The sequence below is a fragment of the Paraburkholderia aspalathi genome (assembly GCF_905220735.1).
GTDB lineage: Bacteria > Pseudomonadota > Gammaproteobacteria > Burkholderiales > Burkholderiaceae > Paraburkholderia > Paraburkholderia aspalathi.
In genome coordinates this window covers 182,076-208,497 of sequence record NZ_CAJNBA010000006.1, presented here as the reverse complement: position 1 = coordinate 208,497, position 26,422 = coordinate 182,076, and the positions used below count along the sequence as shown (strand labels likewise).

24 protein-coding genes are annotated in these 26,422 nt (G+C 62.4%); 12 read left to right on the top strand and 12 right to left on the bottom strand.

The features are described from left to right. The first annotated feature begins 34 nt into the window (after positions 1-34). Both KHO30_RS30135 and KHO30_RS30130 read left to right on the top strand, forming a co-directional pair. Positions 35-970 carry a GlxA family transcriptional regulator gene (locus KHO30_RS30135; protein WP_211703133.1) on the top strand — a complete coding sequence of 312 codons (936 nt, stop codon included), beginning with the start codon at positions 35-37 and terminating at the stop codon, positions 968-970. A 79-nt stretch (positions 971-1,049) separates the two neighbouring features. Next, positions 1,050-1,520, top strand: coding sequence for an HIT family protein (locus KHO30_RS30130; protein WP_200565624.1), 471 nt, complete (start codon positions 1,050-1,052; stop codon positions 1,518-1,520). Between the two features lie 226 nt (positions 1,521-1,746). Here the strand turns inward: KHO30_RS30130 and KHO30_RS30125 are convergent, their stop codons facing one another. After that, positions 1,747-1,980, bottom strand: coding sequence for a hypothetical protein (locus tag KHO30_RS30125; protein ID WP_143131699.1), 234 nt, complete (start codon positions 1,978-1,980; stop codon positions 1,747-1,749). A 221-nt stretch (positions 1,981-2,201) separates the two neighbouring features. On the opposite strand from KHO30_RS30125, the gene speG reads away from it, so the two are divergent. After that, positions 2,202-2,741: a spermidine N1-acetyltransferase gene (gene speG, locus KHO30_RS30120; RefSeq protein WP_211703132.1), complete on the top strand. Its 540-nt coding sequence runs from the start codon at positions 2,202-2,204 to the stop codon at positions 2,739-2,741. 448 nt (positions 2,742-3,189) lie between these two features. After that, positions 3,190-3,528 (top strand): surface attachment protein Sap1, encoded by a 339-nt coding sequence (sap1, locus tag KHO30_RS30115; RefSeq protein ID WP_093634538.1) that lies wholly within the window; start codon positions 3,190-3,192, stop codon positions 3,526-3,528. Between the two features lie 266 nt (positions 3,529-3,794). On the opposite strand, the gene KHO30_RS30110 is transcribed toward sap1, so the two are convergent. The 5 genes from KHO30_RS30110 to KHO30_RS30090 form a co-directional block, all read right to left on the bottom strand. Continuing rightward, positions 3,795-5,528: an IlvD/Edd family dehydratase gene (locus KHO30_RS30110; RefSeq protein ID WP_200565623.1), complete on the bottom strand. Its 1,734-nt coding sequence runs from the start codon at positions 5,526-5,528 to the stop codon at positions 3,795-3,797. A 38-nt stretch (positions 5,529-5,566) separates the two neighbouring features. Beyond that, positions 5,567-6,571: an L-arabinose ABC transporter permease AraH gene (gene araH, locus KHO30_RS30105; RefSeq protein WP_093634676.1), complete on the bottom strand. Its 1,005-nt coding sequence runs from the start codon at positions 6,569-6,571 to the stop codon at positions 5,567-5,569. 85 nt (positions 6,572-6,656) lie between these two features. Beyond that, positions 6,657-8,207 carry an L-arabinose ABC transporter ATP-binding protein AraG gene (gene araG, locus KHO30_RS30100; RefSeq protein WP_408384491.1) on the bottom strand — a complete coding sequence of 517 codons (1,551 nt, stop codon included), beginning with the start codon at positions 8,205-8,207 and terminating at the stop codon, positions 6,657-6,659. 100 nt (positions 8,208-8,307) lie between these two features. Continuing rightward, complete coding sequence (locus KHO30_RS30095; RefSeq protein ID WP_211703131.1) at positions 8,308-9,312, bottom strand: arabinose ABC transporter substrate-binding protein; 1,005 nt, start codon at positions 9,310-9,312, stop codon at positions 8,308-8,310. Between the two features lie 192 nt (positions 9,313-9,504). Continuing rightward, positions 9,505-10,953, bottom strand: coding sequence for an aldehyde dehydrogenase family protein (locus KHO30_RS30090; protein WP_211703130.1), 1,449 nt, complete (start codon positions 10,951-10,953; stop codon positions 9,505-9,507). 177 nt (positions 10,954-11,130) lie between these two features. Here KHO30_RS30090 and KHO30_RS30085 point away from each other — a divergent pair, with 177 nt between their 5' ends. After that, on the top strand, positions 11,131-12,108 hold the full coding sequence (locus KHO30_RS30085) for a LysR family transcriptional regulator (RefSeq protein WP_200565621.1): 978 nt from the start codon (positions 11,131-11,133) through the stop codon (positions 12,106-12,108). A 159-nt stretch (positions 12,109-12,267) separates the two neighbouring features. After that, complete coding sequence (locus KHO30_RS30080; RefSeq protein ID WP_054037178.1) at positions 12,268-12,825, top strand: YaeQ family protein; 558 nt, start codon at positions 12,268-12,270, stop codon at positions 12,823-12,825. Positions 12,826-12,867: 42 nt separating this feature from the next. Here the strand turns inward: KHO30_RS30080 and KHO30_RS30075 are convergent, their stop codons facing one another. Further along, a complete protein-coding gene (locus KHO30_RS30075) occupies positions 12,868-13,293 on the bottom strand; it encodes a VOC family protein (protein ID WP_093634532.1) in 426 nt (141 codons plus the stop codon). Between the two features lie 397 nt (positions 13,294-13,690). Here KHO30_RS30075 and ada point away from each other — a divergent pair, with 397 nt between their 5' ends. The 4 genes from ada to KHO30_RS30055 all read left to right on the top strand — a co-directional run bounded on the left by ada (position 13,691) and on the right by KHO30_RS30055 (position 18,515). Next, a complete protein-coding gene (gene ada / locus KHO30_RS30070) occupies positions 13,691-14,866 on the top strand; it encodes a bifunctional DNA-binding transcriptional regulator/O6-methylguanine-DNA methyltransferase Ada (protein ID WP_211703129.1) in 1,176 nt (391 codons plus the stop codon). Next, positions 14,863-15,780, top strand: a complete 918-nt coding sequence (locus KHO30_RS30065; RefSeq protein WP_211703128.1) for a DNA-3-methyladenine glycosylase family protein — start codon at positions 14,863-14,865, stop codon at positions 15,778-15,780. Before ada ends, KHO30_RS30065 begins: the two co-directional genes overlap by 4 nt. A 339-nt stretch (positions 15,781-16,119) precedes the next feature. Continuing rightward, complete coding sequence (gshA, locus tag KHO30_RS30060) at positions 16,120-17,736, top strand: glutamate--cysteine ligase (RefSeq protein WP_211703127.1); 1,617 nt, start codon at positions 16,120-16,122, stop codon at positions 17,734-17,736. A gap of 278 nt (positions 17,737-18,014) precedes the next feature. Beyond that, entirely contained in the window at positions 18,015-18,515 is a 501-nt protein-coding gene (locus KHO30_RS30055; protein WP_211703126.1) for a hypothetical protein, read from the top strand. A gap of 422 nt (positions 18,516-18,937) precedes the next feature. On the opposite strand, the gene KHO30_RS30050 is transcribed toward KHO30_RS30055, so the two are convergent. Continuing rightward, the gene (locus KHO30_RS30050) at positions 18,938-20,500 is read right to left on the bottom strand and encodes a DHA2 family efflux MFS transporter permease subunit (RefSeq protein ID WP_211703125.1); all 1,563 of its coding nucleotides are present in this window, start codon (positions 20,498-20,500) and stop codon (positions 18,938-18,940) included. Positions 20,501-20,635: 135 nt separating this feature from the next. After that, complete coding sequence (locus KHO30_RS30045) at positions 20,636-21,178, bottom strand: MarR family winged helix-turn-helix transcriptional regulator (RefSeq protein ID WP_211703124.1); 543 nt, start codon at positions 21,176-21,178, stop codon at positions 20,636-20,638. A 252-nt stretch (positions 21,179-21,430) separates the two neighbouring features. Here KHO30_RS30045 and KHO30_RS30040 point away from each other — a divergent pair, with 252 nt between their 5' ends. Together KHO30_RS30040 and KHO30_RS30035 are read left to right on the top strand one after the other, a co-directional pair. Further along, positions 21,431-21,793 carry a hypothetical protein gene (locus tag KHO30_RS30040; protein ID WP_093634526.1) on the top strand — a complete coding sequence of 121 codons (363 nt, stop codon included), beginning with the start codon at positions 21,431-21,433 and terminating at the stop codon, positions 21,791-21,793. A 245-nt stretch (positions 21,794-22,038) separates the two neighbouring features. Further along, positions 22,039-23,604 (top strand): efflux transporter outer membrane subunit, encoded by a 1,566-nt coding sequence (locus tag KHO30_RS30035; protein WP_211703123.1) that lies wholly within the window; start codon positions 22,039-22,041, stop codon positions 23,602-23,604. Between the two features lie 91 nt (positions 23,605-23,695). Here KHO30_RS30035 and KHO30_RS30030 read toward each other — a convergent pair whose 3' ends face one another. The 3 genes from KHO30_RS30030 to gspL are packed head-to-tail and all read right to left on the bottom strand — an operon-like array spanning position 23,696 to position 26,419. Then, on the bottom strand, positions 23,696-24,475 hold the full coding sequence (locus KHO30_RS30030; protein WP_211703122.1) for a type II secretion system protein N: 780 nt from the start codon (positions 24,473-24,475) through the stop codon (positions 23,696-23,698). Positions 24,476-24,497: 22 nt separating this feature from the next. After that, positions 24,498-25,001 (bottom strand): type II secretion system protein M, encoded by a 504-nt coding sequence (locus tag KHO30_RS30025; protein WP_093634523.1) that lies wholly within the window; start codon positions 24,999-25,001, stop codon positions 24,498-24,500. Next, the gene (gene gspL, locus KHO30_RS30020; RefSeq protein ID WP_211703121.1) at positions 24,998-26,419 is read right to left on the bottom strand and encodes a type II secretion system protein GspL; all 1,422 of its coding nucleotides are present in this window, start codon (positions 26,417-26,419) and stop codon (positions 24,998-25,000) included. Before gspL ends, KHO30_RS30025 begins: the two co-directional genes overlap by 4 nt. Positions 26,420-26,422 lie beyond the last annotated feature (3 nt).

The following is a 26,422-nucleotide window of genomic DNA, read 5'->3' as shown; positions in this document are numbered from 1 at the left end:
AAATGTCGTATTTACCTCGTTTTAGGACATCGCAATGAAACGCGTCGGCGTGGTGGTTTTTCCCGGCTTCCAGATCCTCGATATGGTGGCGATCTCCGTGTTCGAGCTGGCCAACCTCGAGGTCGGTCAGCCGGAATATCAGGTGGAAGTCATCTCCGAACAGGGCGGGATGGTGCGCAGCTCGGCGGGCGTCGAGGTTGCGACGAAGGCGTTCGGTGACCCGGCGTATGACACGGTCGTCGTGACGGGCGCGATGCAGATCGAGCCGTCATCGGCGGGATTGCTGGGGTTTCTGAATGACGCCCTCGCCGCCTCGCGCCGCACCACCAGCATCTGCACCGGCGCTTTCGTGCTGGCCGAAGCGGGCATCCTCGATGGCCGGCATGCCACGACCCACTGGTACCACGCCCGCAACTTGCAGCAGCGCTTTCCCGATACGCGTATCGACGAAGACCGCATCTTTGTCGCCGACGGCTCGGTGTGGACCTCGGCCGGCATGACGGCCTGCATCGATCTGTGTCTGGCGCTGGTCGAAAGCGATCTCGGCGTCGAGGTCTCGCGCGCCATCGCCAAGAAACTGGTGGTCTATCACCGGCGCACCGGCGGGCAGTCGCAGTTCTCGGCCATGCTCGACCTGGAGCCGAAGTCCGACCGGATTCAGGACGCGCTGTCATACGCGAAGAACCATCTGCGCGAGCCGTTGACGGTCGAACAGCTCGCCGACGTCGCGCATCTGAGCCCGCGCCAGTTCAGCCGCGCCTTTCGCGACGAAACGCGCCAATCGCCGGCCAAGGCCATTGAGGCGTTGCGTGTGGAAGCCGCTCGCGCCATGCTCGAAGCAGGCCGTCACTCGATGGAAGCCGTCGCGGCCGAAACCGGCTTTATCGATACCGAACGGATGCGGCGCGCCTTTCTGCGCGCGTTCGGCCAGCCGCCGCAGGCAATCAAACGCGCAGCGCGCGCGGTATAGCAGCGTGTTGTAACAGAGGTGGTGGACAATATCGTCCAGCATCTCCACCTTGGACCGTACGGCAACTAGAGGACGCGTGATGAACTACGACGACAGCAATCCCTTCGCGAAGATTCTGCGCGGCGAACTACCCTGCATCAAAGTGGCGGAAAGCGATGCCGCGCTGGCCTTCATGGACCTGATGCCGCAAGCCGACGGCCACATGCTGATCGTGCCAAAGGAAGCCGCGGTTGAGATTTTCGAGTTGTCGGATGCGTCGACGGTAGCCTGCATGCGTATGACGCAGAAACTTGCCATCGCCGTTCGCGCGGCCTTGCGCCCGGACGGCGTGTTCATCGGACAGTTCAATGGCGCTGCGGCGGGACAAACGGTGCCGCACGTGCATTTTCACGTGATCCCGCGCTGGGAAGGACAGCCGCTGCGCATGCATGCACGCGATGTCGCCGATGCGGCCACGCTCGAAGCGCTCGCCACGCGCATTCGCAACCATTGGCGCGCCCCTGCAGACGGCGCGAAGGCCGAGGACGACGCAACTGGTCACGCCCCGTAATATGTGTAATGGCCGGTGAAACCAGCCGCACGCGCTAGACGGCTAGACTGGCGTCTGCCTTGTACCCGCAAGGCATTGAGTGTGGATCTCTTTTCAGCCTGCCCGAAACGGCAGGCTTTTTTATTTGCGGGTCTGATTGTGGGTCTCGTTCGTGGGTCTCACAAGAAGCGCCCTCGCCTCGCAGCGACGCTTGCAGCGCGATGATCGATGCATTCCCCTGAAAGGGTCAAACCCGATGCCGCGAGCGGCGCAGCGGATGCCGCCAGTCACGGCGCGGCTTCGTGGGCTCAAGATGCAGGTCATGCAGATGCCGATGCTCCTGCCACAATTCGTCGGAAAAAAGAAACGCGACGATGAGCAGCGGGATGACCAGAAAGGCGCCTAATATCAAGTGCTCGATCACGGTAGCCTCCATCGCAAGAGCATGATTTTCATTGTAGAGCACCGCATGTGCCCACACGGTGCCAAGCCCCTCACAAATTTGCGATAAGCGGCCTGCGACAACGCGACGCCCCTCCCTTGCCGAACCCGCGCAGCGTCTCGCGCTTCACAAGAACGCGCTGCGTGGGCGCGAGGCGTTGTAAGAACTCCCTGCGCTGAGGCCTGACTAACAGGAAACGCAGGCTTGAGTTCTCACGCCAAGCCTGCGCAATCAAACCAATAATTCTCAAGGGGAATCCAATGACTAACGAACGCAGCAGCGAACTGACCCTGCGCCCGCTCGAGCGCACCGATCTGCGCTTCGTCCACGAAGTGAACAACAACGCAAAGATCATGCGTTATTGGTTCGAAGAGCCTTATGAGACGTTCTCCGAACTGACCCAGCTGTACGACCAGCACGTGCACGACCTGCGCGAGCGCCGTTTCGTGGCGATCGACAACGACGGCCAGACCGTCGGTGTCGTCGAATTGATCGAACTGGACTATATCCACCGGCGCGGCGAGTTTCAGATCATCATCGCGCCGCATGCGCAGGGCCGCGGCTATGCCACCGTCGCCACGCAGCTCGCGATCGACTATGCGTTTTCGGTGCTGAACCTGCGCAAGGTCTACCTGATCGTCGACAAGTCGAATACCGCTGCCATCCACGTCTATGAGAAGTGCGGTTTCCGGCACGAGGCCGAGTTGATCGAGGAGTTTTTCGGCAACGGCCGCTATCACAATGCGTTGCGCATGTGCATGTTCCAGTCCGAGTTCTTCAAGACCAATCAGCACGGCTGAGTACCCTAAACCGCGTCGCCCAGGCACGCCATGCTGCGTCGCCTGGGGCACCTGGCACCTTTTATCTTCTGTATACACACCGTTATTTCGTGATTTTTGATTAGTCGGGTGAATGACTTTGTGTGCAATGCACCAAACACCTGCATTAATTGTAGTAAATCACTTAATTGGTGCCTCGCGTTTACGCCAATACGCGCCGCAAAGCTTTACTGGTTAAAGCGGCGCACCCTGCCCGTCTTTTAGTTATCCGTTTCAATCAGCCCTGTTTAAGCGACTGCTCAAAGCTTAAGCAGGTGCGGCAGGTGGTGCGACAATTCGCCGCTGTTGCGACCGCACACAAGATGTGCTTGTCGTTCTTGCGCGTTCTCCTAAAGTGCAAGGTGCGGGTTCGACGTTAAAGTTAAATACATAGCTAACCTGAGTAATTCAACCCGCACCGGAGGAAAATATGAAAACGCGAATCGCCCTTGTTTTCGCCATTGCGGGATTGGCTGCCGCTTCTGTTCAGGCTCAAGACTCCATGGTCAAGCCGCAGCAAACAATCCAGTTCAAGGCCAACGCGTATGGCTGTCTGTCGAAAGATAAACTCGACGCCGCCGATGTCCACGCGCAAGCCGGTGAACAGCAAAAGATGCAGGAATTCTTCTCGGGATATCAGTGCGTTTCGACGCCGGAAAACTCGAGTTTCCGCGTTGTGCGCGTAGTCGGCCATGACGTCGAATTCGTGAATGCCGGCAATAGCGATACGCAAGGCCTCTGGGCAAACGATCGATTCATCAAACAATAAGCTAAACGCCAACACCCCCGGGTAAACGCCCGGTTTTATTTTCGCTATAAACCCTCTGATATTAAAAACTGAGGGGCTGAGAACCTGCGAGTTAAAAATCGGCTGGGCATTACGTGCCCGGCCGCTTTTTATTTCTGCGCGCGCTTTGCATGCGCGTTTTCCATAACGTGACGCCGATAAAAAAGCCGATGCGGGCTTTCGATCCGCATCGGCAATACGCCTTCTCGCAAAGCGCAGGGAGAAACGGCTAACCGTTCAAAAGATCATCAATGCGAGTCGCGCGGTACCGGCGCGCCGCTCGATCCGACCAGGAAGTCCAGATCCGCGCCCTGGTCCGCTTGCAACACGTGCTCGACGTAGAGCTTGTAGTAGCCGCGCGTGGGCGGCGCAGGCGGCTGCCAGGCGGCGCGGCGACGCGCGAGTTCTTCGTCGGTGACATCCAGATGCAGGCGGCGGGCGTCGACGTCGAGTTCGATCATGTCGCCGGTTTGCACGAACGCGAGCGGCCCGCCTGCAGCCGCTTCCGGCGATACATGCAGAACCACCGAGCCGTACGCCGTGCCGCTCATGCGGCCGTCCGAAATACGCACCATGTCCGTGATGCCTTTCTGCAGCACCTTCTTTGGCAGCGGCATGTTGCCGACTTCAGCGAAACCCGGGTATCCCTTCGGCCCCGCGCCCTTGAGCACCATGACGCAGTGCTCATCGATATCGAGCGAGTCGTCGTCGATCTTCGCGTGCAGCTCCTCGATGTTCTCGAATACCACCGCGCGGCCGCGATGTTTCAGAAGATGCGGCGTTGCCGCCGAGGGCTTGATCACCGCGCCGTTCGGCGCCAGGTTGCCCTTGAGCACCGCAATGCCGGCCTTTGGCTTGAACGGCTCGGCGAACGTCGTGATGACCTTCTCGTCGTGATTCGGCGCGTTGCGCACGTTGTCCCAGATCGTCTTGCCGTTCACCGTCAACGCTTCGCGATGCAGCAGGCCTTGCTCACCGAGTTGCTTGAGCACGGCGGGCAAGCCGCCCGCGTAGTAAAAGTCTTCCATCAGGTACTCGCCTGACGGTTGCAGATTCACGAGACACGGCACGTTCGAGCCGAGCTCCCAGTCTTCCAGCGAAAGCTCCACGCCGATGCGCTTGGCCAGCGCGATCAGATGCACGACCGCATTGGTGGAGCCGCCAATCGCCGCATTGGTGCGGATCGCGTTTTCGAACGCCTGACGCGTGAGGATCTTGTCCATCGTGAGGTCCTCGCGGACCATATCGACGATGCGCCGGCCGGCCAGATGCGCGAGCACTTGCCTGCGTGCATCGACGGCAGGAATCGCCGCGTTGTGCGGCAAACCCATGCCGAGCGATTCGACCATCGAAGCCATCGTCGACGCGGTGCCCATGGTCATGCAGTGGCCGCGTGAGCGGTTCATGCACGACTCGGCTTCGGTGAATTCTTCCTGTGTCATCGTGCCGGCGCGCACTTCCTCGGACATCTGCCAGACGCCCGTACCCGAGCCGATGTTCTTACCGCGGAACCGTCCGTTGAGCATCGGTCCGCCCGACACGGCCAGTGCCGGCAGATTGCACGACGCTGCGCCCATCAGCAGCGCCGGTGTGGTCTTATCGCAGCCGACGAGCAGAATCACGCCGTCCATCGGATTGCCGCGAATCGACTCCTCGACATCCATCGAAGCCAGATTGCGAAACAGCATCGCGGTAGGCCGCAGATTGGTCTCGCCGAGCGACATCACCGGAAATTCGAGCGGCAAGCCGCCCGCTTCGTGCACGCCTTTTTTCACGTACTCGGCGAGCTCGCGAAAATGCGCGTTGCAAGGCGTCAGTTCGGACCACGTATTGCAGATGCCGATCACCGGGCGCCCGTCGAATTCGTCGTGCGGAATGCCCTGGTTTTTCATCCACGAGCGATGCAGAAAGCCGTCGCGGTCTTTGAGGCCAAACCACGCCTGGCTGCGCAGCGGCTTTTTTGTCTGGTTGGAATCAGCCATGAAATCTCCTGTTGACAAGCATGTAGTGCGGGCGCGTGTCAGTGCACGCGCTTGCTGCGGCGGTACTGATCGAACAACACCGCGAGCAGCAGAATCCCGCCGCGAATCAGGTATTGGTAGAAGGTCGGCACGTTCATCAGGCTCATTGCGTCCTGCACGGAACCCATGATCAGCACGCCGACCAGCACACCGGAAATCGTTGCGACGCCGCCCGTCAGCGAGACGCCACCGAGCACGCACGCAGAGATCACGCCGAGTTCGAGACCGACCGACGTTTTCGGGTCGCCGAGACTCATGCGTGACGCCAGCATCACGCCGGCAAAGCCCGTGACGAGGCCCTGCAATACGAACACTGTGATCTTGATTCGGGTGACCGGCAAGCCCGCGAGCAAAGCGGCCTCGCTATTGCCACCCACGGCCAGCACGTTTTTGCCGAACACGGTTTTCTTCAGCAGAAAACCGAACAGCACGAAGCCGACAATGTTGCTCCAGATCGGATAGGAAATACCGAGGAACGCGCCGCCGCCGAGGTCGAAGAAACGCTCTTCGGAAATCATCACCGCGTCGCCGTTCGACGTGATGAAGGCGAGGCCACGCACGACCTCCATCATCGCGAGCGTGACGATCAGCGAGTTGATCTTGTAGCGCGCAACCAGCACGCCGTTGACCAGTCCGACCGCGCCGCCAGCGAGCACGCCGGCAGCGATGCCGAGCGTCACGCTATGCGTCGCGGTAATCAAGGTGGACGCCACCACGCCCGCGAACGCGACGATCGACGCCACCGACAAATCCACTTCGCCCAGCGCGAGCACGAACATCATCGTTACGGATATCGAACCAATTAGCGTGACGGAGAGCAGCAAGCCTTGGATGTTTCGCGAGCTCAAGAAATCCGGCACGGTGAACGACAAAGCCGCGAACAGGATGATGAACACCATCACGATGCCGGACTTGTTGATCAGGTCCCAGGTGCGCGCGGCGCGCGCGCTCAGGCCCGAGGAAGCGATGGCTGGCGTAGAGGAGTCGGTTGAGGGTGTCTGCATGATGTCTATTCCGTTTTCGATGGCGTGACGCAGTTGCCGTCGGTTGCATTCAGTGTTCTTCGGTTGACTGGCGAACGCGGCGTCCTCAGCGTGGCAACGCAAGTTTGATCAGCGCATCCGGTGTGGCCTGCGCCTTCGGCAAATTGCCGACGATGCAGCCTTCCTTCATCACGATCACGCGATCCGCCACGCCGATCACTTCGGCCAGATCGCTCGACACCACGATCACCGTGCGACCCGCTTCAGCGAGCCCATACAGCAGGCCGTAAATTTCGCTGCGCGCGCCGACGTCGATGCCACGCGTGGGTTCATCCATCAGGAACACATCGATGTCTTCGGCGAGCCAGCGCGACAGAATCACCTTCTGCTGATTACCGCCGGAGAGGGTGCCGATCGGTGTCTCGCCGTTACGCGTTTTGATCGAGAGCTTGCCAATGAACTCTTTGGCGGTTTGCGCTTCCTTGCGGCCGTTGAGCACGTTGAAACGGCTGAAGTGACGGCGGCAACTGATATTGAGGTTGTCCGACACAGAAGCAATCGAGACGATCCCTTCCTGTTTGCGATCTTCCGGACACAGTGCGACGCCCGCACGCACGGCATCGCGCGGCGTGGCGAAACGCACGCGTTTTCCCTTGAGTACGATCTCACCGGCGCTCGGTTTGACGGCGCCGTAAATCAGTTTCATCAGCTCCGAACGGCCTGCGCCCACCAGACCGAAGAAGCCGACAATTTCACCTTTACGCGCGGTAAAAGAGGCCGGTTCGCGCAAGCCGCGTCCCATCAGGTCCTTGACTTCGAGTTGCAGGCCGCCCAGTTCGCGTGAGCGGTAGCCGTACACGTCGGCAATCGAACGGCCCACCATGCAACTAATCAGGCGATCGCGATCGAGTCCGTCGCCGGCTTCGAACGTATCGATGCGGCGACCGTCGCGAAACACCGTCACGCGGTCGCATAGTTCGTAGACTTCGTCCATCCGATGTGTGACATAGATAATCGCCCGGCCCTCGGCCTTCAATGCGCGAATGATCCGGAACAGCTGCGCGGTTTCGCGGGACGACAACGAGCTCGTCGGTTCGTCGAACGCAATCACACGCGCGTCGCGCATCAGCGCCTTGCCGATTTCGATCATCTGCCGCTGACCGATCGAGAGATTCTTCACCTGCTGCGACGGATCGATTTTTTCGCCGAGTCGTTCCAGCTCGCGCACCGCACGTGCAACCAGCGCCTTTTCATCGAGCACGCCGAAGCGGTTGGGCAGGGCGCCCAGCATCAGGTTTTCTGCAACCGTCAATTCAGGCACCAGATGCAGTTCCTGATAGATGATCGCGACGCCCGCCGCGATGGCCGCCTTGGTGGTGACAAACTGCTGCTCGACACCATCGAGCAGCAAGGTGCCCGCCGCCGGCTGGTTCACGCCGGACAGCACTTTGAGCAGCGTCGATTTGCCGGCGCCGTTTTCACCCATCAGCCCGTGTACTTCGCCGCGCCGCACGTCGAGCGACACCTGGTCGAGCGCGAGCACGCCGGGAAAGCGCACGGTGATGCCGTCGAGTTGCAGATACGAATCAGTCGACGCAAGCGTAGGCGAGGGCGCTTGCGTGGGCGACGCCATTTCGCCAGTGTGAGAAACCGTCATCGAAAGCCTCTAGCGGGTGGACAAGCTATGCGGGCCGATCTCGCGTTGACGTCAGCGTGAACGTGAAAAAAGGCCCGCAGTGTGCAGACTCGAATACCGCTTAAATTCCGAGCTCTTTACGCACGTCCTGCCAGTTGCCGCGCACCATCAGCTTGCCGGTGGTTTGCGTGTCGGCGGGCGGCTGCTTGCCGTCCTTGATCCACTCGACGAGGTTCTCCGTGCTCTCCTTGCCGTGCATCGTCGAGCTCACGGCGATCGTGCCGTAGAAGCCCGTCGGTTCCTTCTTCTGGAACTCGGCGAACGCTTCGCCCGCACCGTTGATGCCCACGCCGATCACGTCCGCCGCCGGAATGTGCAGCTGTTCAGTTGCGCGAACGCCGCCCAGCACGCTTTCCTCGTTCAACGCGAAGATCACCCACTTCTTGATGTTCGGATGCTGCGCGAGTACTGGCGACGATACGTTGAAACCGCCTTCGTCATCGGTGGTCTTTTGCGGCGCGTCGAAGATGTTTTCCTTCTTGAAGCCGCCGGCCAGCAGCGATTCCGTTGCGCCATCGGTGCGCAGTTTGGCGGTCGGCAGTTCGTAGTTCGTGATGCGCAGCGCGCCGACTTCTTCCGGCTTCCAGCCGCGGCGCTTCATCTCTTCGGAGATCGCCGTGCCGACCTGATTGCCGATCTTGAACGCGGACATGCCCAGATGCGGCACGTTCGGCAGCGGCTTGCCGGTGGAGTCGACCAGTTGATCGTCGACGGTGACGAACTTCATGTTGTAGCGCTTCGCACGCGCCTGGATCGCCGGTCCGAGCCGCACGTCGGGTGCGCAGATCACGAAGCCTTTAGCGCCTTGTGCGCCGAGGTTATCGATCGCGGCCAGCACTTTTTCACCGTCGGGCGTGCCGATGTTGACCACCGCGAAGCCGTCTTTCTGGCCGAGCGCGCTGGCGGCTTTCTGTTCGTTGATGAACCACGCCTGTTCCGGCATCTTCACGAGGAAGCCGACTTTCAGCGGCTGGTCTGCGTGCGCGGAGAATTGTGCGGCAAAGGGCGCGGCGAGCGCCGCGGCTGCGATCGCGGATAGCGTCAAACGGCGAAGCTTGCTGGTCATACTTGTCTCCTGAGGTTGGAAAGCTGCATTGGTTTCGTTTATTTGCAGCGGGGAATGCACGGCGGCGTCAGCCGGGGCGTGGATGGGCGATGGGGTGAACCGTTCGGATCGCGGCAGCGGCAGCGTGCGCCGTGCAATGCGCTGCGGACCGAGCCGCGGGAGAGATGACGAAGTGAGCGCGCCTCATGGCCATCAACCCGCAACGTAGGCCGTTTTCACGGCCGTCCAGAACGCTGCATCGGTTGCGCCGTAGGCTGATGCCTTGCGACCGCCGCCAGGCGCGTAATGCTCGACGGTGGTCGTCGGCAGATTGATCGTGACGAGGCCGCATTGCGCGTGGCGGCGGAAATGCCGCGCGCGACTCAAGGAGCGCGTGCAGATGCCGGCGCATAGACCGTAAGCGGAGTCGTTCGCGAGATGCAGTGCGTGGTCGTAGTCGTCGGCTTTCAGCACGACGGCGAGCGGACCGAAGACCTCTTCTCGTGCGATGCGGTGTTCGGGTTCGCCGATAAACAAAGCCGGTTCGAAAAAGTAGCCGCGTGTCGCGCGCTCCAGCTGTCGGCCGCCGTGCAGCAGTTGCGCGCCTTCCTCCTGACCAACGCGTACGTAGTCGAGATTGCGCTCCAACTGCGCGGCGTTGGCGACCGGGCCCACATCGGTGCCGTGCTTCAGTGCGTGATCGACGTTGAGCCTGGCGAGCTTCGCCCGCAATGCGTCGACGAACGGCTCGAACACCGCACGTTCGACGATCAACCTCGACGCAGCCGTACTGCATTGGCCGGTAGAACCATACGCGCCGCTGAGGGCTGCATCGACAGCGCTGTCGAGGTCGGCATCACCCAGCACCACGAAGGGATTCTTGCCGCCCATTTCCAGTTGCACGCGGGCTTGCCTTGCAGCGGCAACCTGCAGGACACGTGTGCCGATTTCTGCGGACCCGGTGAAACCGACCGCCGCCACCAACGGATGCGCGGCGATCCGCGCGCCGACCTGCCGGCCGCTGCCCATCACCAAATTGAATACGCCGGCCGGCAAACCTGCGCGGCTGACAATAGATGCCAGCGCCGCCGCGCAACCTGCTGCCGATTCGGCCGGTTTGAAGACCACGCAATTGCCGTAGGCGAGGGCGGCGCCGATCTTGGCGGCGGCAATCGCCAGCGGCGCGCTCCAAGGCGCAATGATGCCGATGACGCCGAGCGGTTCGCGCGTCACATCGATCTCGACGCCGGCGCGCGCCAACGCCACGGGTTCGGCAAACGCGCGAAGTGCCTCTGCAGCGAAGAATTTGAAAATCTGTCCGGCGCGCGTAGCTTCGGTCAAGGCCTCGGACAACGGCTTGCCGACTTCGCGCGCGAGCAGCCGGCCCAGTTCGTCACGTCGCGCCAGCATCTCGCTGCCGATCGCATCGAGCGCATCCGCGCGGCGCTGCGCCGAACCCAGCGACCATTCGCGGAACGCCGCGCTGGCCGCTTCGATAGCCGTATCGGTTTGCCTTGCATCGGCCCGCACATAGTCGCCGACCGGTTCATCCAGATCCGACGGATTCAGCGACACGCCGGTGGTCGCGCCCGTCTCCCATCCGCCATTGATGTAATGGCGAAACGGACTGACAACGAGCGGGACGAGCGGATCACGATTCATCGACGGGAGGGCGCCACATGGGGAAGCTCAGAAAGTCCACGAATGGTATGAGCCGCCCCAATAACTTTCCAATCCCTTTTTCGGCCATCCCGATATCAATTTCGATATGGCATGATGGAGACTCAACGACGGCAAATCGTCCGATAGACGGCATCGAGCCGCATAGGGAGACAGGCCATGACGCGTAGCTACTCGAACTGGTTCGTGCGGGCGCGGCTTAAAACGCGACAGTTGCTGCTGCTTGCGGCAATGGAAGAGGAGGGCAACGTCCGGCGCGCCGCCGACGTGCTCGGCATGACCCAGCCCGCCGCGTCGCGGCTTCTGAAAGAGCTGGAGGACATGCTGGAGGTGAGTCTGTTCGACCGCACACCGCACGGCATGCACGCCACGCTGTACGGCGAAGTGATGATCCGTCACGCGCGCATGGTGCTCTCGAATCTCAGCCACGCACACGATGAAATCTCGGCCCTGCGCGCCGGTCTGGCCGGCCAGGTGCGGATCGGCGTGATCGCCGCGGCGGCTGCGACGATGGTGCCGCGCGCCATCGCCAGCGTGAAGGAACGCTATCCGCAGTTGCAAATCTGGGTGGAGGTGGAAACGTCGGATGTGATGCTGCCGAAGCTCGCCGAAGGCGAACTGGACATCATGATCGGCCGGGTACTGGAGCGGCAGAACCAGTTCAAGGCGGAAGTCCGCTACGAACCGCTCGCCGACGAGCCGCTCTGCGTGGTGGCGCGTCCCGGCCATCCTCTCGAAAATGAAACAGGTTTGACACTGCGTGGAATCGTCAACGCGAGTTGGGTTTTGCACCCGCCGGGCAGCGTTTTGCGTCACCGCTTTGATCTGATGTTTTCGCAGATCGGACTGAATCCACCCCAAAACGTCGTCAATACCAACAATTTTTTGGCGATTTCGAGCTTATTACTTCAAAGCGACATGTTGGCGGTTTTACCTGACGAAGTGGCGCGTCAGTACCAACAGTACGGTGTTCTCAAGCAGGTACCGATCGATTTACCGTGCAGAATGGATACATTCGGTATCATCACGCGCCAGTCGCATCTGCTTTCGCCAGCGGCCTCCGTCGTGCTGGAAGCCTTGCGGCAAGCCGCTGCCGAGGTGTATGGCACTGCTTTCGAGCCGACAGTGGCGCGATAAATGCTTCTCCCGTTGCAATAGTCGCAATTGCAGCCGGTTTTTTCGGCCCGGGAGGAACACGCGATGTACAACAAACACGGAAAACGGCAACGCGCCGTCGACGATTCTTTTTCTGTTCGCTCCGCCTCCGGTGGAGTGAGCGCCTGGTTTAGTAACGGCATGGCTCTCAAATCGACGATTTACAAGGCGGAACTGCAGATCGCCAACATGGACCGGCACTATTACGCCGACCATTCCCTGACGATCGCCCGCCATCCCTCGGAAACCGACGAACGGATGATGGTCCGCGTCGCCGCGTTCGCGCTGTTCGCGCAGGAACGCCTCGAATTCTGCAAAGGTTTGTCGGATGTCGACGAGCCGGATCTGTGGCAGAAGGACCTCACCGGCGCGATTGAAACCTGGATCGAAGTCGGCCAGCCCGACGAACGGCGCATTGCCAAGGCGAGCGGCCGCTCGAACGAAGTGATCGTGATCGCTTATGGCGGCCGCACGTCGGACATCTGGTGGCAGGGCGTGCGCAGCAAGGTCGAACGCATGCGCAATGTGACGGTATGGACGCTCGGCGAAGACGTCGCCGCCGCGCTCGGCTCGCTCGCCGAACGGACCATGCGTCTGCAATGCACCGTGCAGGACGGCGAAGCATGGCTCGGCAGCGCCGATGCCGATGCGGTGAAGATCGAGTGGACGGTGTTGAAGGCGCCTGCCAACGCCTGGTAAGCTGCTAGCCTCGTAACTTGGTAAAGGCCTTGGCAGCGCCCGTTACAGCGACGTCACACGCGCCGCTTCGGGTGGCCCTTTAAGTTCGACCATATTGCCTTCCGGGTCGAACAGATACAGCGACTGCCCAAACCCATCCGCGCCATAGCGCAAAGCCGCCTCGCCTGGCCGCGCGCCGTGTTCGGCCAGATGCGCCTTGAGCGCCTCGGCGTCGAACGGCTCAACCCGCAAACACACGTGGTCCATGTTCCGCCCCGCGCCCGGCACGCCGTTTTCGGGGTGATCGAGCTTCGCTCCGACCTTTAACAGGTCGATCAGCGAGCGCCCCGCGCGCAACTGCGTCAGGCCCAGATCGGGTTGCTCCTTCTCGACGCTGCAACCGAGCACCTCGCAGTAAAAGCGCGTCATCTCCGGAACGTTCGACGCCCGAATGACAATGTGATCGATCTCGCGAATGTGGATTTTCATATCGAACGCCCCTTGCGTGGCTCGCAGAACGGATGAACAGCCACCAGTGTAGGAGAAAGGACGGCGCTGCGAGAGCGGGCGATCAACCGGCCGCAAGGGACAGATCAAAAATGTTCAGACGAAAAAAAGCCCGCTCTATGTGGAGCGGGCTGAATCCATATCAGGAGGAGACATGGAGGAGACAAGTACTAATATACACATGGGGTTGATGCGACGCAATAACTTTTTAAGGGAAAACCCGATATCGGGCCAAATTGTCGCAGTTTGAGGCGAAACGGGCGCCCGGCGGGGCTTCCGGCCCTACGAGGAAGCGCAATGACAGAGCAAGAACCGGGGCGTAGTGTTTCAGCATGCGGCCTACATTGGTGAGCATCGACACCGACTTTCCGGGACCATCATGAACCGCACCGACACTACCGAGATCAGCAACGAAGCCGCCACCAGCACGCCGCGCTGGACCACCGACGCCGAGCGTTGGGAAGCCGTCACCCGCCGCGACCCGCAAGCCGACGGCGCGTTCTTCTTCGCCGTCAAAACGACGGGCGTGTTCTGCCGCCCGTCATGCGCGTCGCGCCAGCCGCGTCGCGAAAACGTCGCGTTCTTCACGGACGCCAACGCCGCTCGCGCCGCGGGCTATCGCGATTGCAAGCGTTGCCAGCCGGGCGGCCTGCCGCGCGAACTGGAGATCGTCAATCGCGCGTGCGCCGCGCTGGATGCCGATCCGCAGCAACGCCTCACGCTCGCGCAATTGAGCGACGCGGTGCACGTCAGCCCGTTCCACTTGCAGCGTCTGTTCAAGCGCGTGGTGGGTGTCTCGCCGCGTCAGTATCAGGCCGCGCAGCGCGGCGCCGCGTTGCGCGATGCGCTGCAGAGCGGGTCGGACGTGACGCGCGCCACGCTCGACGCCGGCTTCGGCTCGCCATCGCGGATGTACGACAGCGCTTCAGCCGAATTGGGCATGGCGCCCTCCGCGTTTCGCCGCAAAGGCGCCGGGCTTACCGTGCGCTACGCCGGCGCGCCGACCTCGCTCGGCTTCGTACTGATCGCGGCAACCGACAAAGGCATCTGCAAAATCGGTTTCGGCGACGATGAGGCGATACTCGTCGACGATCTGCACGGCGAGTTTGCCAACGCCGAACTGGTCGAGGACGCAACGCGGCTCGCACCGTTCATCGCCCAGATCGACGCGTATCTGCGCGGCACCCGCCAGGACTTCGATCTGCCGCTGGATATCGCCGCTACCGCGTTCCGGCAGCGTGTGTGGGACGCGCTGCGGCGTATTCCCTACGGTGAGACGCGCAGCTATTCGCAGATCGCGGAAGCAGTGGGCTCACCCCGGGCCGTGCGCGCAGTAGCGAGCGCGTGCGCGACGAATCCGGTCGCGCTGGCGATTCCATGTCATCGTGTCGTGCAGAAGGGCGGGGCGCTGGCGGGATACCGCTGGGGCCTGCCGCGCAAGGCCGCACTGCTCGATAATGAAGCCCAGCACGCAGGCGACGTTTCGCGCGACGAACCCAAGCGCCGCGAGCACGCGGCCATCGCAACCACCACCAACCTGGACCATGCCGCGTGAGCACGCTTGACGACGTCGCAACACTCGAACTGCCCTTCAAACCACCCTTCGACTGGCCGCGCCTGCTGCGCTTTTTCGGCGGGCGCGCGACGCCCGGCGTCGAAGCCGTCGAAGACGGTGCCTATCGCCGCGCGATCGATTGGGCCGGCGACAGCGGCACGCTGACCGTGCGCCTGCATCCGCGCAAGCGCTGCATCGTCGCGAACATCGACGGCCCTGCAAGCCGTCACGCCGACGCGCTCGCCGCGCCGATCGCGAGGATGTTCGATCTGCACGCCGACCCGAAGAAGATCGGCAACGAACTGGCTGCCGACCCATGGCTTGCGCCGTTGATCGAAGCCGTGCCGGGTCTGCGCGTTCCGGGCGCGTGGTCGGGCTTCGAGCTGGTGGTGCGCGCAATCGTCGGGCAGCAGGTCAGCGTGAAGGCGGCGACCACCATCATCGGACGATTGGTGCAGCGTGCCGGCGAGCGCATCGAAGGTCATCCGCATGAGAACACAGCGTGGCGCTTTCCAACGCCCGCCGCGCTCGCGGCCGTAGATCTGGAAAAGATCGGCATGCCGGGTAAACGCGTAGCGGCGTTGCAGGGCTTCGCGCAGGCAGTCGCTTCGGGCGACGTGCCGCTCGACGGTCCATGGCCCGATGCCGACAGCCTGCGCGCAGCGTTGCTCGCACTGCCCGGCATCGGGCCATGGACCGTCGAGTATGTGGCGATGCGTGCATGGCGTGATGCCGACGCGTGGCCCGCATGGGACCTCGTGCTGATGCAGTCAATCTGCGCGCGCGATCCGTCGCTCGTGCGGCCCACGCAGCAACGCACTCGCACCGACACATGGCGGCCATGGCGCGCGTACGCCGCAATGCATCTATGGAACGAGGTGGCGGATCGGGCCGGCGCCGCGCGCGGCGGCTGAGGTGGTGTAGCGGTCGGGGGAGGGCAGCACGGAACTGGCGGACCGTGGGCGTGGGCACGCGGCTAGCGTGGCGGCTGCACTCGGGACGCTAAGCGAATCGCGCGTCGAGCGCGCGAAGGGTAGCGTAAGGCGCAGGGCAGCTACTTTCGTGCTGAATCGTGCTGAAATCAGGCCAGCTTGTGTCGTCGGAAGGCCGTCCGGAGCGGCCTCAAGCAGCCGTCGTGGCGAGATGTTAAAGTGCCCGCTACCCGAAAATTCCGCCGAACGTTGTCAACCGCGCAGTGCTGCACCTAAGCAGTGAAGCGGCACATGGCGGCCGACAACGCCCGACTCGCATCAATGCCAAACACGACACCTTCCCGCACGAACGACACGTTCTCGCACCGCTTGTCCGTGCTCACCACAGGCCCGCAGCGCGACGCGCTGATACGCGGCCTGCGCGGCATCGAAAAGGAAAGCCTGCGCGTGACGCACGACGGCAAGCTCGCCATGACGCCGCATCCGCGCGCGCTCGGCTCGGCGCTCACGCATCCGTCGCTCACCACCGACTATTCCGAGGCGTTGCTCGAACTGATCACGCCGGCTGAACACGACGTCGCGATCACGCTCGAGAAACTCGATACGCTGCATCGTTTCGTCTACGCAGAACTCGGCGACGAGATCCTGTGGAACAACTCCATGCCGGGCCTGCTGCCTGAAACGGACGAAGGCATTCCGATCGCGCATTACGGCACGTCGAATATCGGCAAACTGAAGTACGTGTACCGCATTGGCCTCGCGCTCCGTTACGGCCGCACGATGCAGTGCATTGCGGGCATCCACTACAACTATTCGCTGAACGAAGAAGTGTGGCGGGTGTTGCATGCCGACCAGCAGTCCACGGCAAATGCCGTCGACTTCCAGTCCGACCGTTACCTCGCGCTGATCCGCAATTTCCGCCGCACCAACTGGCTGCTGATGTACCTGTTCGGCGCGTCGCCGGCACTAGACCGCCGCTTCCTGCGTGATCGCCAGCACACGCTCGAAACCTTCGACGCCGACACGCTGTATCGCCCCTATGCGACCAGCTTGCGCATGAGCGACCTCGGCTACTCGAACACCACAGCACAAGCCGCGCTCCAGGCCGACTACAACACCTTGCCGGGCTACCTCGACGCACTCGCGAAGGCCGTAAGCCAGCCGTATCCCGCGTATGAAGCGATCGGCACGCAACGCGACGGCGAGTGGGTGCAAATCAACACGAACGTACTGCAGATCGAAAACGAGTTCTATTCGACGATCCGTCCGAAGCGCGTCACGCATCCCGGCGAGCGTCCGCTGCACGCGCTGGCTGCGCGCGGCGTGCAATACGTCGAGGTGCGCTGCATGGACATCGACCCATTTGAGCCGACCGGCATTTCACTGGAGACGTCGCGTTTTCTGGACGCCTACCTGCTGGTCTGCGCACTCGACGACAGCGCAACGCTGCCACCGGACGCGTACGCAGAGGCCAATCAGAACTTCGGCCGCGTGACGATGGAAGGCCGCAAACCGGGCCTCGAACTGACGCGCAACGGCAACCCGATCGCGATGACGGACTGGGCGAACGAACTGCTCGTCAAGATCGACTCGGCAGCGGCTACGCTCGACGCACTACACGGCGGTGACTCACACGCACGCGCCGTGGCGGTTCAACGGGCAAAACTGGCGGATGCCTCGCTGACACCGTCCGCACGCGTATTGCAAACGATGCGCGACAAGCAGCAGAGCTTCCTCACCTTTGGCCTCGAGCAAAGCGAAGCGCACGCCGCCTATTTCCGCGCACGCCCGCTGGATGCCGCACAGACGAAAGAGTTCGCCGACCTCGCGACGCAATCGCTGGCAGAGCAGGCCAAGCTTGAACGAGAAGAGGTGGGTTCATTCGACGCATTTGTCGCCGCCTACAGGGCATACACGCTGAACCGGTTTAGCGTCTAAACGACGACGAACGTAGGCAGCGCGCCGGAAAAAGCAGGCTAAGAACTAATGCCGTTCAGTTATCGCTGAACGGCATTTTCATTTGCGAAGCAGGAAGCGGCCATGAAGGGCCGCTTTTTTATTGCGCCCAGGTAACGTCTACGCAAAGCGCCGCCGTCGGCCCAACTGCATCGGCAAATTCTCCGTCCGTTTAACCATTCGCAAAGGCGTATGAAACACTGTGCTGGGGATACGGTCCAACTTAGACGACACGCTCCAGAGAGGGAGGCTTCACCGCGATGAAAAAAGGTCTGTTGGCTGTAGTGTGCGTAGTGGCGGCGGGGTGTTCGACGCAGGGGCAGGTGAACCCGGACGTGATGCAGATCGCGACGACGCCGTTGACGTGTTCGAGCAAGGCCGAGTGTGACATCTGGTGGCAGCGAGCGCAGACGTGGGTAGCGGGCCATTCGACGTACAAGATCGAGTCATCGACTGACACGTTGATCCAGACATCGGGCCCGGACGGCGGCAAGCGCGCGCTGGCGTACCAGATCACACGCACCCCGAACCCGGACGGCACAGCAACGATCGGTTTCGCCGCACATTGCGACGGCTCGATGGGTTGCAAACCAAACCCATGGGAGGCGGGCGCCGACTTCAAGCAATACGTACGAGGCAACACGCCGGGCACACCGCAAAGCGCCACAAAACCATCGCAACCATCACCAACGGCGATGCACCCCGACGCATCGCAGGGGCAATCGATCCCGGGAACAAGCGGAGAAGCGATAACGCAGTAGGAGAGGCAAAAGCGGCAACGCAATCAGCAACGAACCGGTTCGCGATCCTCTGCGAGGATCGCTTCACCAGACACCGCGTGTAGAACGATCTGATCGGCTTTTGCACAAAAAATCAGACACGCGTACCCACTAACGCAAAAGCACGACGAGTGGTTTTAGGAACTACTCTTCGGCGCGCGGAGCGCCGCCGGAAGTATGACGCCCTTGTCACAAGAGCATGTAGTGGCACGAACACAGATTCCAGATGCACCACTACCCTGTGCAGACCACGGTGCCCACTTAGCAGGGGCTTCTAGCCGCTTTCTTTGCTTATCTTTCTTTGCGGCGGCAAAGAAAGTAAGTGCCGCCCCGCACAGGGGCAACGCTAATAGACCACTAACAATTCAAGGAAAGGCACCACCGCCGAAGGCAAAAAATAACGCTCAATGCCCCATAGAAGGCCCAACCCCCTTCTTGGGCTTAGTAACCCAAACAAGCACAGCAAGCACAAGAAACGCCGCACAAGAAATACGAAAAAAATCATTAGTGGCCATCATATAGGCCTGTGCAGTAACAACCTGATTCAACTGAGCGGTGAGGCTATCCCCAGAAAGCCCAATACTCCCCAACGCATTGGTATAAGCATTGGTATTAGCCGAATAGACGTTAACAGAATCAGTCAACATAGCATGATGATAGATAGTGTCATTCTCCCAGTACGTCGTACTGATGGCCGTCCCAATCGCCCCAGACAAAGTCCGAAAGAAGTTGGACAACCCCGAAGCACTAGCAAGCCGCTCATCCGACACGCTGGACAGCGTAATAGTAGTCATCGGCACAAAGAAACAGGCAACACCAATCCCCTGCACCAACCGCGGCCAGATCACATGATTGAACGGCACATCGAGCGTAAAAGTGGAATTCCAGAACGACACAAACGCAAACACGATGAACGCAAAACTCGCCACCACCCGCAGATTCAGCCGATGCATGTTCTTGCCGATCATCGGCGACAAAAACAGCGCGAGAATGCCGACGGGTGCCGTCGCCAAACCGGCAAGCCCGGCGGTATACCCCATCACCGTCTGCAGCCAGAGCGGGAAAATCACCACTGACCCGAAGAACGCCATAAACCCGAATGAAATGATCACCACGCCGAGCGCAAAGTTGCGATCCTTGAACAGCGAAAGATCGACAACGGGTTCCTTGTCCGTCATCTCCCACACCAGCAGGAACGCAATCGACACCACCGCGATAATGGCCAGCGTGATGATGAACGTCGAGTTGAACCAGTCGCGATCCTTACCGAGATCGAGCACCATCTGCAGGCACGACACGCCGATCACTAGCAGCGCGAGGCCGACCGCATCGATACGCTGTTTGGTCACCTTGGTTTCGCGACCACGCAGCAGCAGGAACGCGCACACCGCCGAGAACAACCCGATCGGCACATTGATGTAGAAGATCCACGGCCACGTGTAGTTGTCGGTGATATAGCCGCCCATCACCGGACCGAAAATCGGCGCGCAAATCACCGTCATCGCCCAAAGGCCGAGCGCGAGCCCGCGCTTTTCCGGTGGGTACGAGCGCATCAGAATCGTCTGCGAAAGCGGGACCATCGGCCCCGAGACCAGCCCTTGCACGAGCCGGAACGCGATCAGCGACTCGAAGTTGTGCGCGAAGCCGCACAGCGCCGAGGCGATCGTGAAAAGCAGAACGGACAGCGTGAACAACCGCACTTCGCCGACGCGCCGCGCCAGCCACCCGGTCAACGGCACGGCGATCGCCGAGGCCACGGAATACGACGAGATGACCCAGGTGCCCTGACTGGTCGCTACGCCGAGGCTACCGGAGATAGTCGGTACGGCGACATTCGCGATCGAGGTGTCGAGCACTTCCATGAACGTGCCGAGCGCGAGACCAACGGTAAGCAAGGCCAGCGCCCCGCCTTTGAGCGGAGCGGGTTCGGCGGCGGGTAGGGCGTCGGCGGAAGCCGTGGCAGCCATGTGTGTTTCTCCTCAGCCGGGAAAGCTTGTCGCGGCAGCTTTATCGCACCCTTCAAGCGGCGCGCATACATGCCGGATCACCCTCTGCCCAGACAGACATTTTCAAACGATGGCGCTTTCAAAAGCGCCTCTTGGTTACTGCCCGCCGCGACCTGGCGGAGGCTCTTCGGGTGAATCTTCCAGCGAGTCCTGCGATGGTCCGACGCCGCAACATGCGCTTCCTCCCGCATCGATCCCATTCGCAATAAAACGGCCGAGCAGGTCGAGCAGGGTGGCGTGGTCGGCGGCGGAAAATCCGCGCAACTGCTCATTCAGCACGGCGGCGCCCAGACTGGGCAATTGCTTCGCCGCTTCGTGGCCCTGCGGCGTCAGCTCGAGCTTGACCATCCGGCGGTCGGCGTCGCTGCGCGTTCGCACGATAAAGCCTTTCTTTTCAAGGCGATCGAGCAGACGCGTCATGGATCCGCTGTCGTATGACATGACGCGCGACAACTCGAACGGCGTGCTCGCGCGGTGCGCGGATAACACCAGAATCACGCCGATTTGCTGGGCGGTCAGTCCTAACGGTTTGACCGCGCGGTCCGTCCGCTCGACCAGCACGTTTCGCGCTTTCGTCAGGTAATAGCCAAGACTCGATTCGAGGTGAATCTCGTCCGCGTTGTAAGGGCCGTCGGGCATCGTGTATCCGGGAACATCGTCGAGCAGAACGGATTCTAGCTGCCTAAGCAGACAAGTCAAATTTCATTTCGCGTCGTGCGAACGGCGCAAAAAACAACACCGCAGCCGCGCGCGAGCAAAGTATCTTGAAATTTAATTGCATAGTCAATATTATTATAGGCAACGAGTTACGCGCGACCCGCGCCACCCGAGACCATGTTCTGACCGATTGTCTGCACGCCGCGATGGCGCCGTGCCAAAAGGATTTCCCTGATGCTGTACCTCAAAAACACCCTTGGCGGCTTGAGCCGCTCCCTGACCGACTCCGCGCTGAGCAGCTTTCAAGGTCCGCATCGCTGGTGGAAACTCGCGTTGTTCGCCGTGCTGTTCGTGCTGCCCGGTGGATCGGTGGGCGTCGCGGTGTTGGCGTGGGTGGAGCATCGGCGAGGGCAGAAGGAGAGCAAGGTCGTCCCGGTGGAGTCGGCGGGGTCCGTCATTGCGACGGGGAGTGTCGTCGCGACCACCGCTGTTGCGGCAAGCCCGCTTGGCCCTTGCCAGGCACGCTCTGGCGCGCCGTGTCGTGCCGCTGCTGGCAAGCAGGCCCGGCAACCCACGTCATCGGATTCGCGCGTTTGATTCTCTAGTCGAGGGACCGGCCTTCGTTGCCTGTGCGGCGTTTTTCCGTCGCCAGCGGCAGCCAGGCCGGTAACAGCACGTAACCATCCCGACACGCTAAGTAACACACCTCCGCCTTCCCCCGCATTACCCTTTCAGTTTCCCGCGCCCAAGCGGTCCCATACGCTAACATTCCGGCAGAGCCATGATCTCGGCCGGCAGTGCCGCCACCGGCCGCACTGCGGCGTCCAGAAGGAATCCATTGCATGCAGTTTGAACGAATCTCGCGCGCGCGGACGCTTGCGCCCCGCGCCCTGACTATCGCGGTTGCCGCGGCCCTCGCCACCGTGCTGGCCGGTTGCGTGGTCGGCCCCGACTACAAACGGCCCGCGGCCGAGATCCCCGCGTCCTACAAGGAAGCCGCGCCAGGCTGGAAAGTCGCCCAGCCGGCCGATCAGCACGACCGCGGCGACTGGTGGACCATCTACCAGGACCCGCAACTCAACGCGCTCGAAGACCAGCTGAACGCGTCGAACCAGACCATCGCCCAATTTGCCGCCGCCTATCGCCAGGCACGTGCGCTGGTGGGCGAAGCGCGCGCGGCCTATTTCCCGACCATCGGTGCATCGGCAGGCGCCACGCGCTCCGGCAACGGTTCGTCGTCGAGTGGCAATTCGACCGTCTCAAGCCGCTCCAGCGTCAGCAACAGCTTCAACGTGCAACTCGACGCAAGCTGGGAGCCGGACCTGTGGGGCTCGGTCACGCGTTCGGTCAATTCGCAGAAAGCCGGCCAACAGGGCGCCGCCGCCGATCTGGCGAATGCGCGGCTGTCCGCCCAGGCCACGCTCGCGCAAACCTATTTCTCGCTGCGCGCGCTCGACTCCACCCAGAAGCTGCTCGACGACACCGTCGCGGCCTACCAGCGCTCGCTGCAGCTCACGCAGAACCAGTACGCGGCCGGCGTCGCCGCACGCTCGGATGTGATCCAGGCGCAAACGCAGCTGCAATCGGCACAGGCAGCGGCAATCGACAACGGTGTGCAGCGCGCGCAGGACGAGCACGCGATCGCCGTACTCGTCGGCGAACCGGCCTCGACCTTCTCGATTCCGCCGATGCCGCTCACCGCCACGCCACCGGCCGTGCCTGAGCAGATGCCGTCGGCGCTGCTCGAGCGGCGCCCGGATATCGCATCGGCCGAACGCAAGGCCGCGGCGGCGAACGAACAGATCGGCGTCGCGATTGCGGCGTTCTTCCCGACGCTGACGCTGTCGGCCACGGGTGGCTTCGAGAATTCGGTGTTCTCGCAATTGCTGACCGCGCCGTCGCGTTTCTGGACGCTCGGCCCGCAACTCGCCGCCACGATCTTCGACGCTGGCCTGCGTGAAGCAAAGACCGAAGCCGCGCGTGCAGCCTACGACCAGAACGTCGCCGCGTACCGTCAAACGATTCTGACCGCGTTCCAGGACGTCGAAGACAATCTCGCCTCGCAGCGCATCCTCGAACAGGAAATCGTCGTGCAGCAGCAAGCGGTGGATTCAGCGCGTCAGGCGCTGGCCATCGTCACGAACGAATACAAGGCGGGTACGGTCGGCTACGTCAACGTGCTGACCGCGCAGACCACGGCCTTCCTGGCTGAGCAGAAGCTGGAGAGCATCGCGGGACAGCGGATGGTGTCGTCGGTGGGTCTGGTGAAGGCGCTCGGCGGCGGCTGGGACGTGGCGCAAATGAACCGCGAAACGGGCGATATGGCGGCGCCAGCACCGCAGCCTGCGGCGTCGGCGACGCCGGTGGCACAAAGCGGCGCCGCGCCGCAACCGGCGCAGAGCAACTAGGCAGGGGACTCGTCCGGGCAAAGCAAAGCAAAAGAGGCATGGCCGCGAAATGCAGCCATGCCTCTTTTTTTACGACCCGCGGCTCAGCGCCTCAGTGCACGAACGTCAACGCGACCGTATCCGGTCCGCTTGGCCGGCCCAACAGATTCAGCAGTCCCGCGAGGTTGTCGCGTGCTTCCGGGGCGGCGCTGGCTGTCCCACGAAACGATGTCGAGACGGCCGACACCGTGCCATTGCCGGTCAGCATCAGTGGCCCCTTGAGAGTCGTCAGATCCAGCCTGGACGACACACCCTGCGCCTGGAACAGCAACCGGTAAGAACCCAGTGGCTTGACCAGCGAGACGCGCGAACTGACGTCGTTCAGGGTCACGGTCAACTGGCCGAACGCTTCCTGATTGAAGCTGCGCCAATCGGACCATGCGAGGCGCACGTCACCTTGCAGATCGAGCGTATTGAAAGGCGCGCCGAGGCCGCTCAGCAACGAAGCCGGCACCGCCAACGCACCCGGCGTGATGGTCGCGCTGCGCAGGGTCGCATCGACGGTGATCGGGTCGGGCATCGCTTCGCTGTGCCGCATGGTCATCCGCACACGGCCGGTGAAGAGCGGCCAGAACGCCGTGCGCCATTCGATTCGCCCCGGCAGCAGGGTCGCCGCGCTCATGTCGGAACCGGCGGCGAGCATCAGCGTGGCCGAGCCGTGCCACAGTGAGCCGGTCGGATTGACGAGATTGACGTGGCCATGCGTTTGTCTGCCGAACTGCGGCGTGATCCATGCGGCCGGCAACAACGTGAGCATCACGACTGCGTTCGCCAGCAGCGCGACCGCCAGCCAGGGTAGCGCGACGCGCAGGCGCCGCATCCAGTAAGTCATGCGAAATCCTGTAACGGCGCGGTCATTTCGCGGTAGACGGCTGCATCGACGCTGTCAGATCCACCTGGCCGTCTTCCTTGAGCGCGGTCACGTGCGCCTCGGCGACCTGGACCTTGAACTGCTTGCGCGCATCGTCGACCCAGCTCGTCCACGCAGGGAACGCCACGTTCTTCATCTGGATCTGCACCATGTTGCCGATCACCTGCACCTGGGTCGCGGCGAGGCCGTGATCGCCGAGCGAGGCGGTGAGCGCGTCCTTCAGCGCCGCGCCGGTCGGTGCAACACCTTGAGCCGCGGCGGAGAGCTGGCGCGCTTCGTTCGCCTGCGCGGTCATCTGCGCCAGCTGACGCTGCAAGCTGGGCAGCGATTCACGCAGATGCGCGCGGCCGTCCTGTGCCGGCGCCCACAGCACCGACCATGCAATTACGACAGCCAGCACCCCGCCGCCCCATGCCAGTAGCGTTTTTTCGCGCTCGGTGCGCTGGTCCCAGAATCCAGCCCAGCTTTGGGCAAGTTCAGCTTTCATTGTCCGTTCCTGATGGTCCACTTGCCGGTATTGCTGTCGATCGCGCCGGTCAGGCCATTGCGCGCGAGACGTTTGGCGAAATCGGGGTCGAGTTTCACCTCGGGCTTGAAGGTCACATCGAGACGCCGGTCGTGATAGTCGAGCGCGGCGATGCCGTTGACCGGCACCGGCGCCAACGAACGCGCGAGGCCATCGGCGAGCGACAGGAAATCGTCCGGTGACAACTCACCCGCAGCCACCCGCAACTGTTGCAACTGGCGCGACATCTGGTCGGGCGCATCGAGCACGACCGTCGTCTTGGGGAAAGCGTTGAGGAGCAGCTCGGTCATCTGCGTGTTGATTGCGTCGCGCTGACGCGCGAGCATCAACCACTGCACGTTCGCGCCGATAATCGCGATCACCAGCGCGGCGACCGCCAGCGCGACCGGCAGGCGCAGACGCCGCAGCGTCGCGCGGTCGAGCCGCCACGGCTGCGAGGCGAACTCGAACTGACACAGGTCGAAACGGCACTCCAGCGCACGGCGGGCGAGTTGCTCGAACGGCAGCGGGCTGGCCCCGTGGATATGGGCCGCGAGCTTCGCCGGGCTGGTCGCCGCGAGACTCGGCTCGTTGCCGGGCACTTCCGTCAGCATGTAGAGCGAAATCTGCGCCGCACCGGCAAGCGCGCTGAGCGTCGCGTTCACAGAATTAGCCGGCACGGCCAGCCCTTCGCCCTGCACGCCGCGCGCGATCGCCAGTTCGACGCGCGGTGTGCCACTGACCGGCGCGCTTTCGATCTCACTCCCAAGCAGCAATGCGGGCGCGGTCTGGACGACGGCGCCGAGCACGGCCGCCACCATCGGCACCACCGACGCGACGCCAGGCGCCATCACCGGCGCCACGCCCGGCAGCGATGTTGCCACGCTCGCCGAGTCCGCCATAACCGGCTCGCCCGCGTTGACCATTTCCGCGACTTCGGCGGGCGTGTCGAGCGCGACGGCTTGCGGCAGACAGCGCGTAACCGGCACGGCGCGCACGCTGCGGTGACCGGCGGTGGCAAAGGCCTCGCAGATGAACCGGAACCAACCGCGGTCGATGATCGCGAGCAACTGCCGGCCGCCCGCGACCGGTTGCGGATCGACGGCGATGTGACAGGTTTGCGGGTCCTGGATCAGCTGATCCTCGACGACATTCGGCAGCGCCTGACGCAATCTCGGACCGCGCAAGGGCGGCAACTTGGCGGGCATCATCAGCAGGTCGCGGGCGGCGACCATCAGCACCGTCGACGTAGCGCGCGGCAGCAGCGCGAGCGCCGAGCGGCCCGCGCGTTGGGTGCGGCCCGACTTGTCGAGCAGCACGAACGGCAACTCCGGCAGTTGCCATTCCTGCGATGGCACCGCCGGATCACGCGGCGGCAGTAGGACGATCAGTGTGCTCAAAGG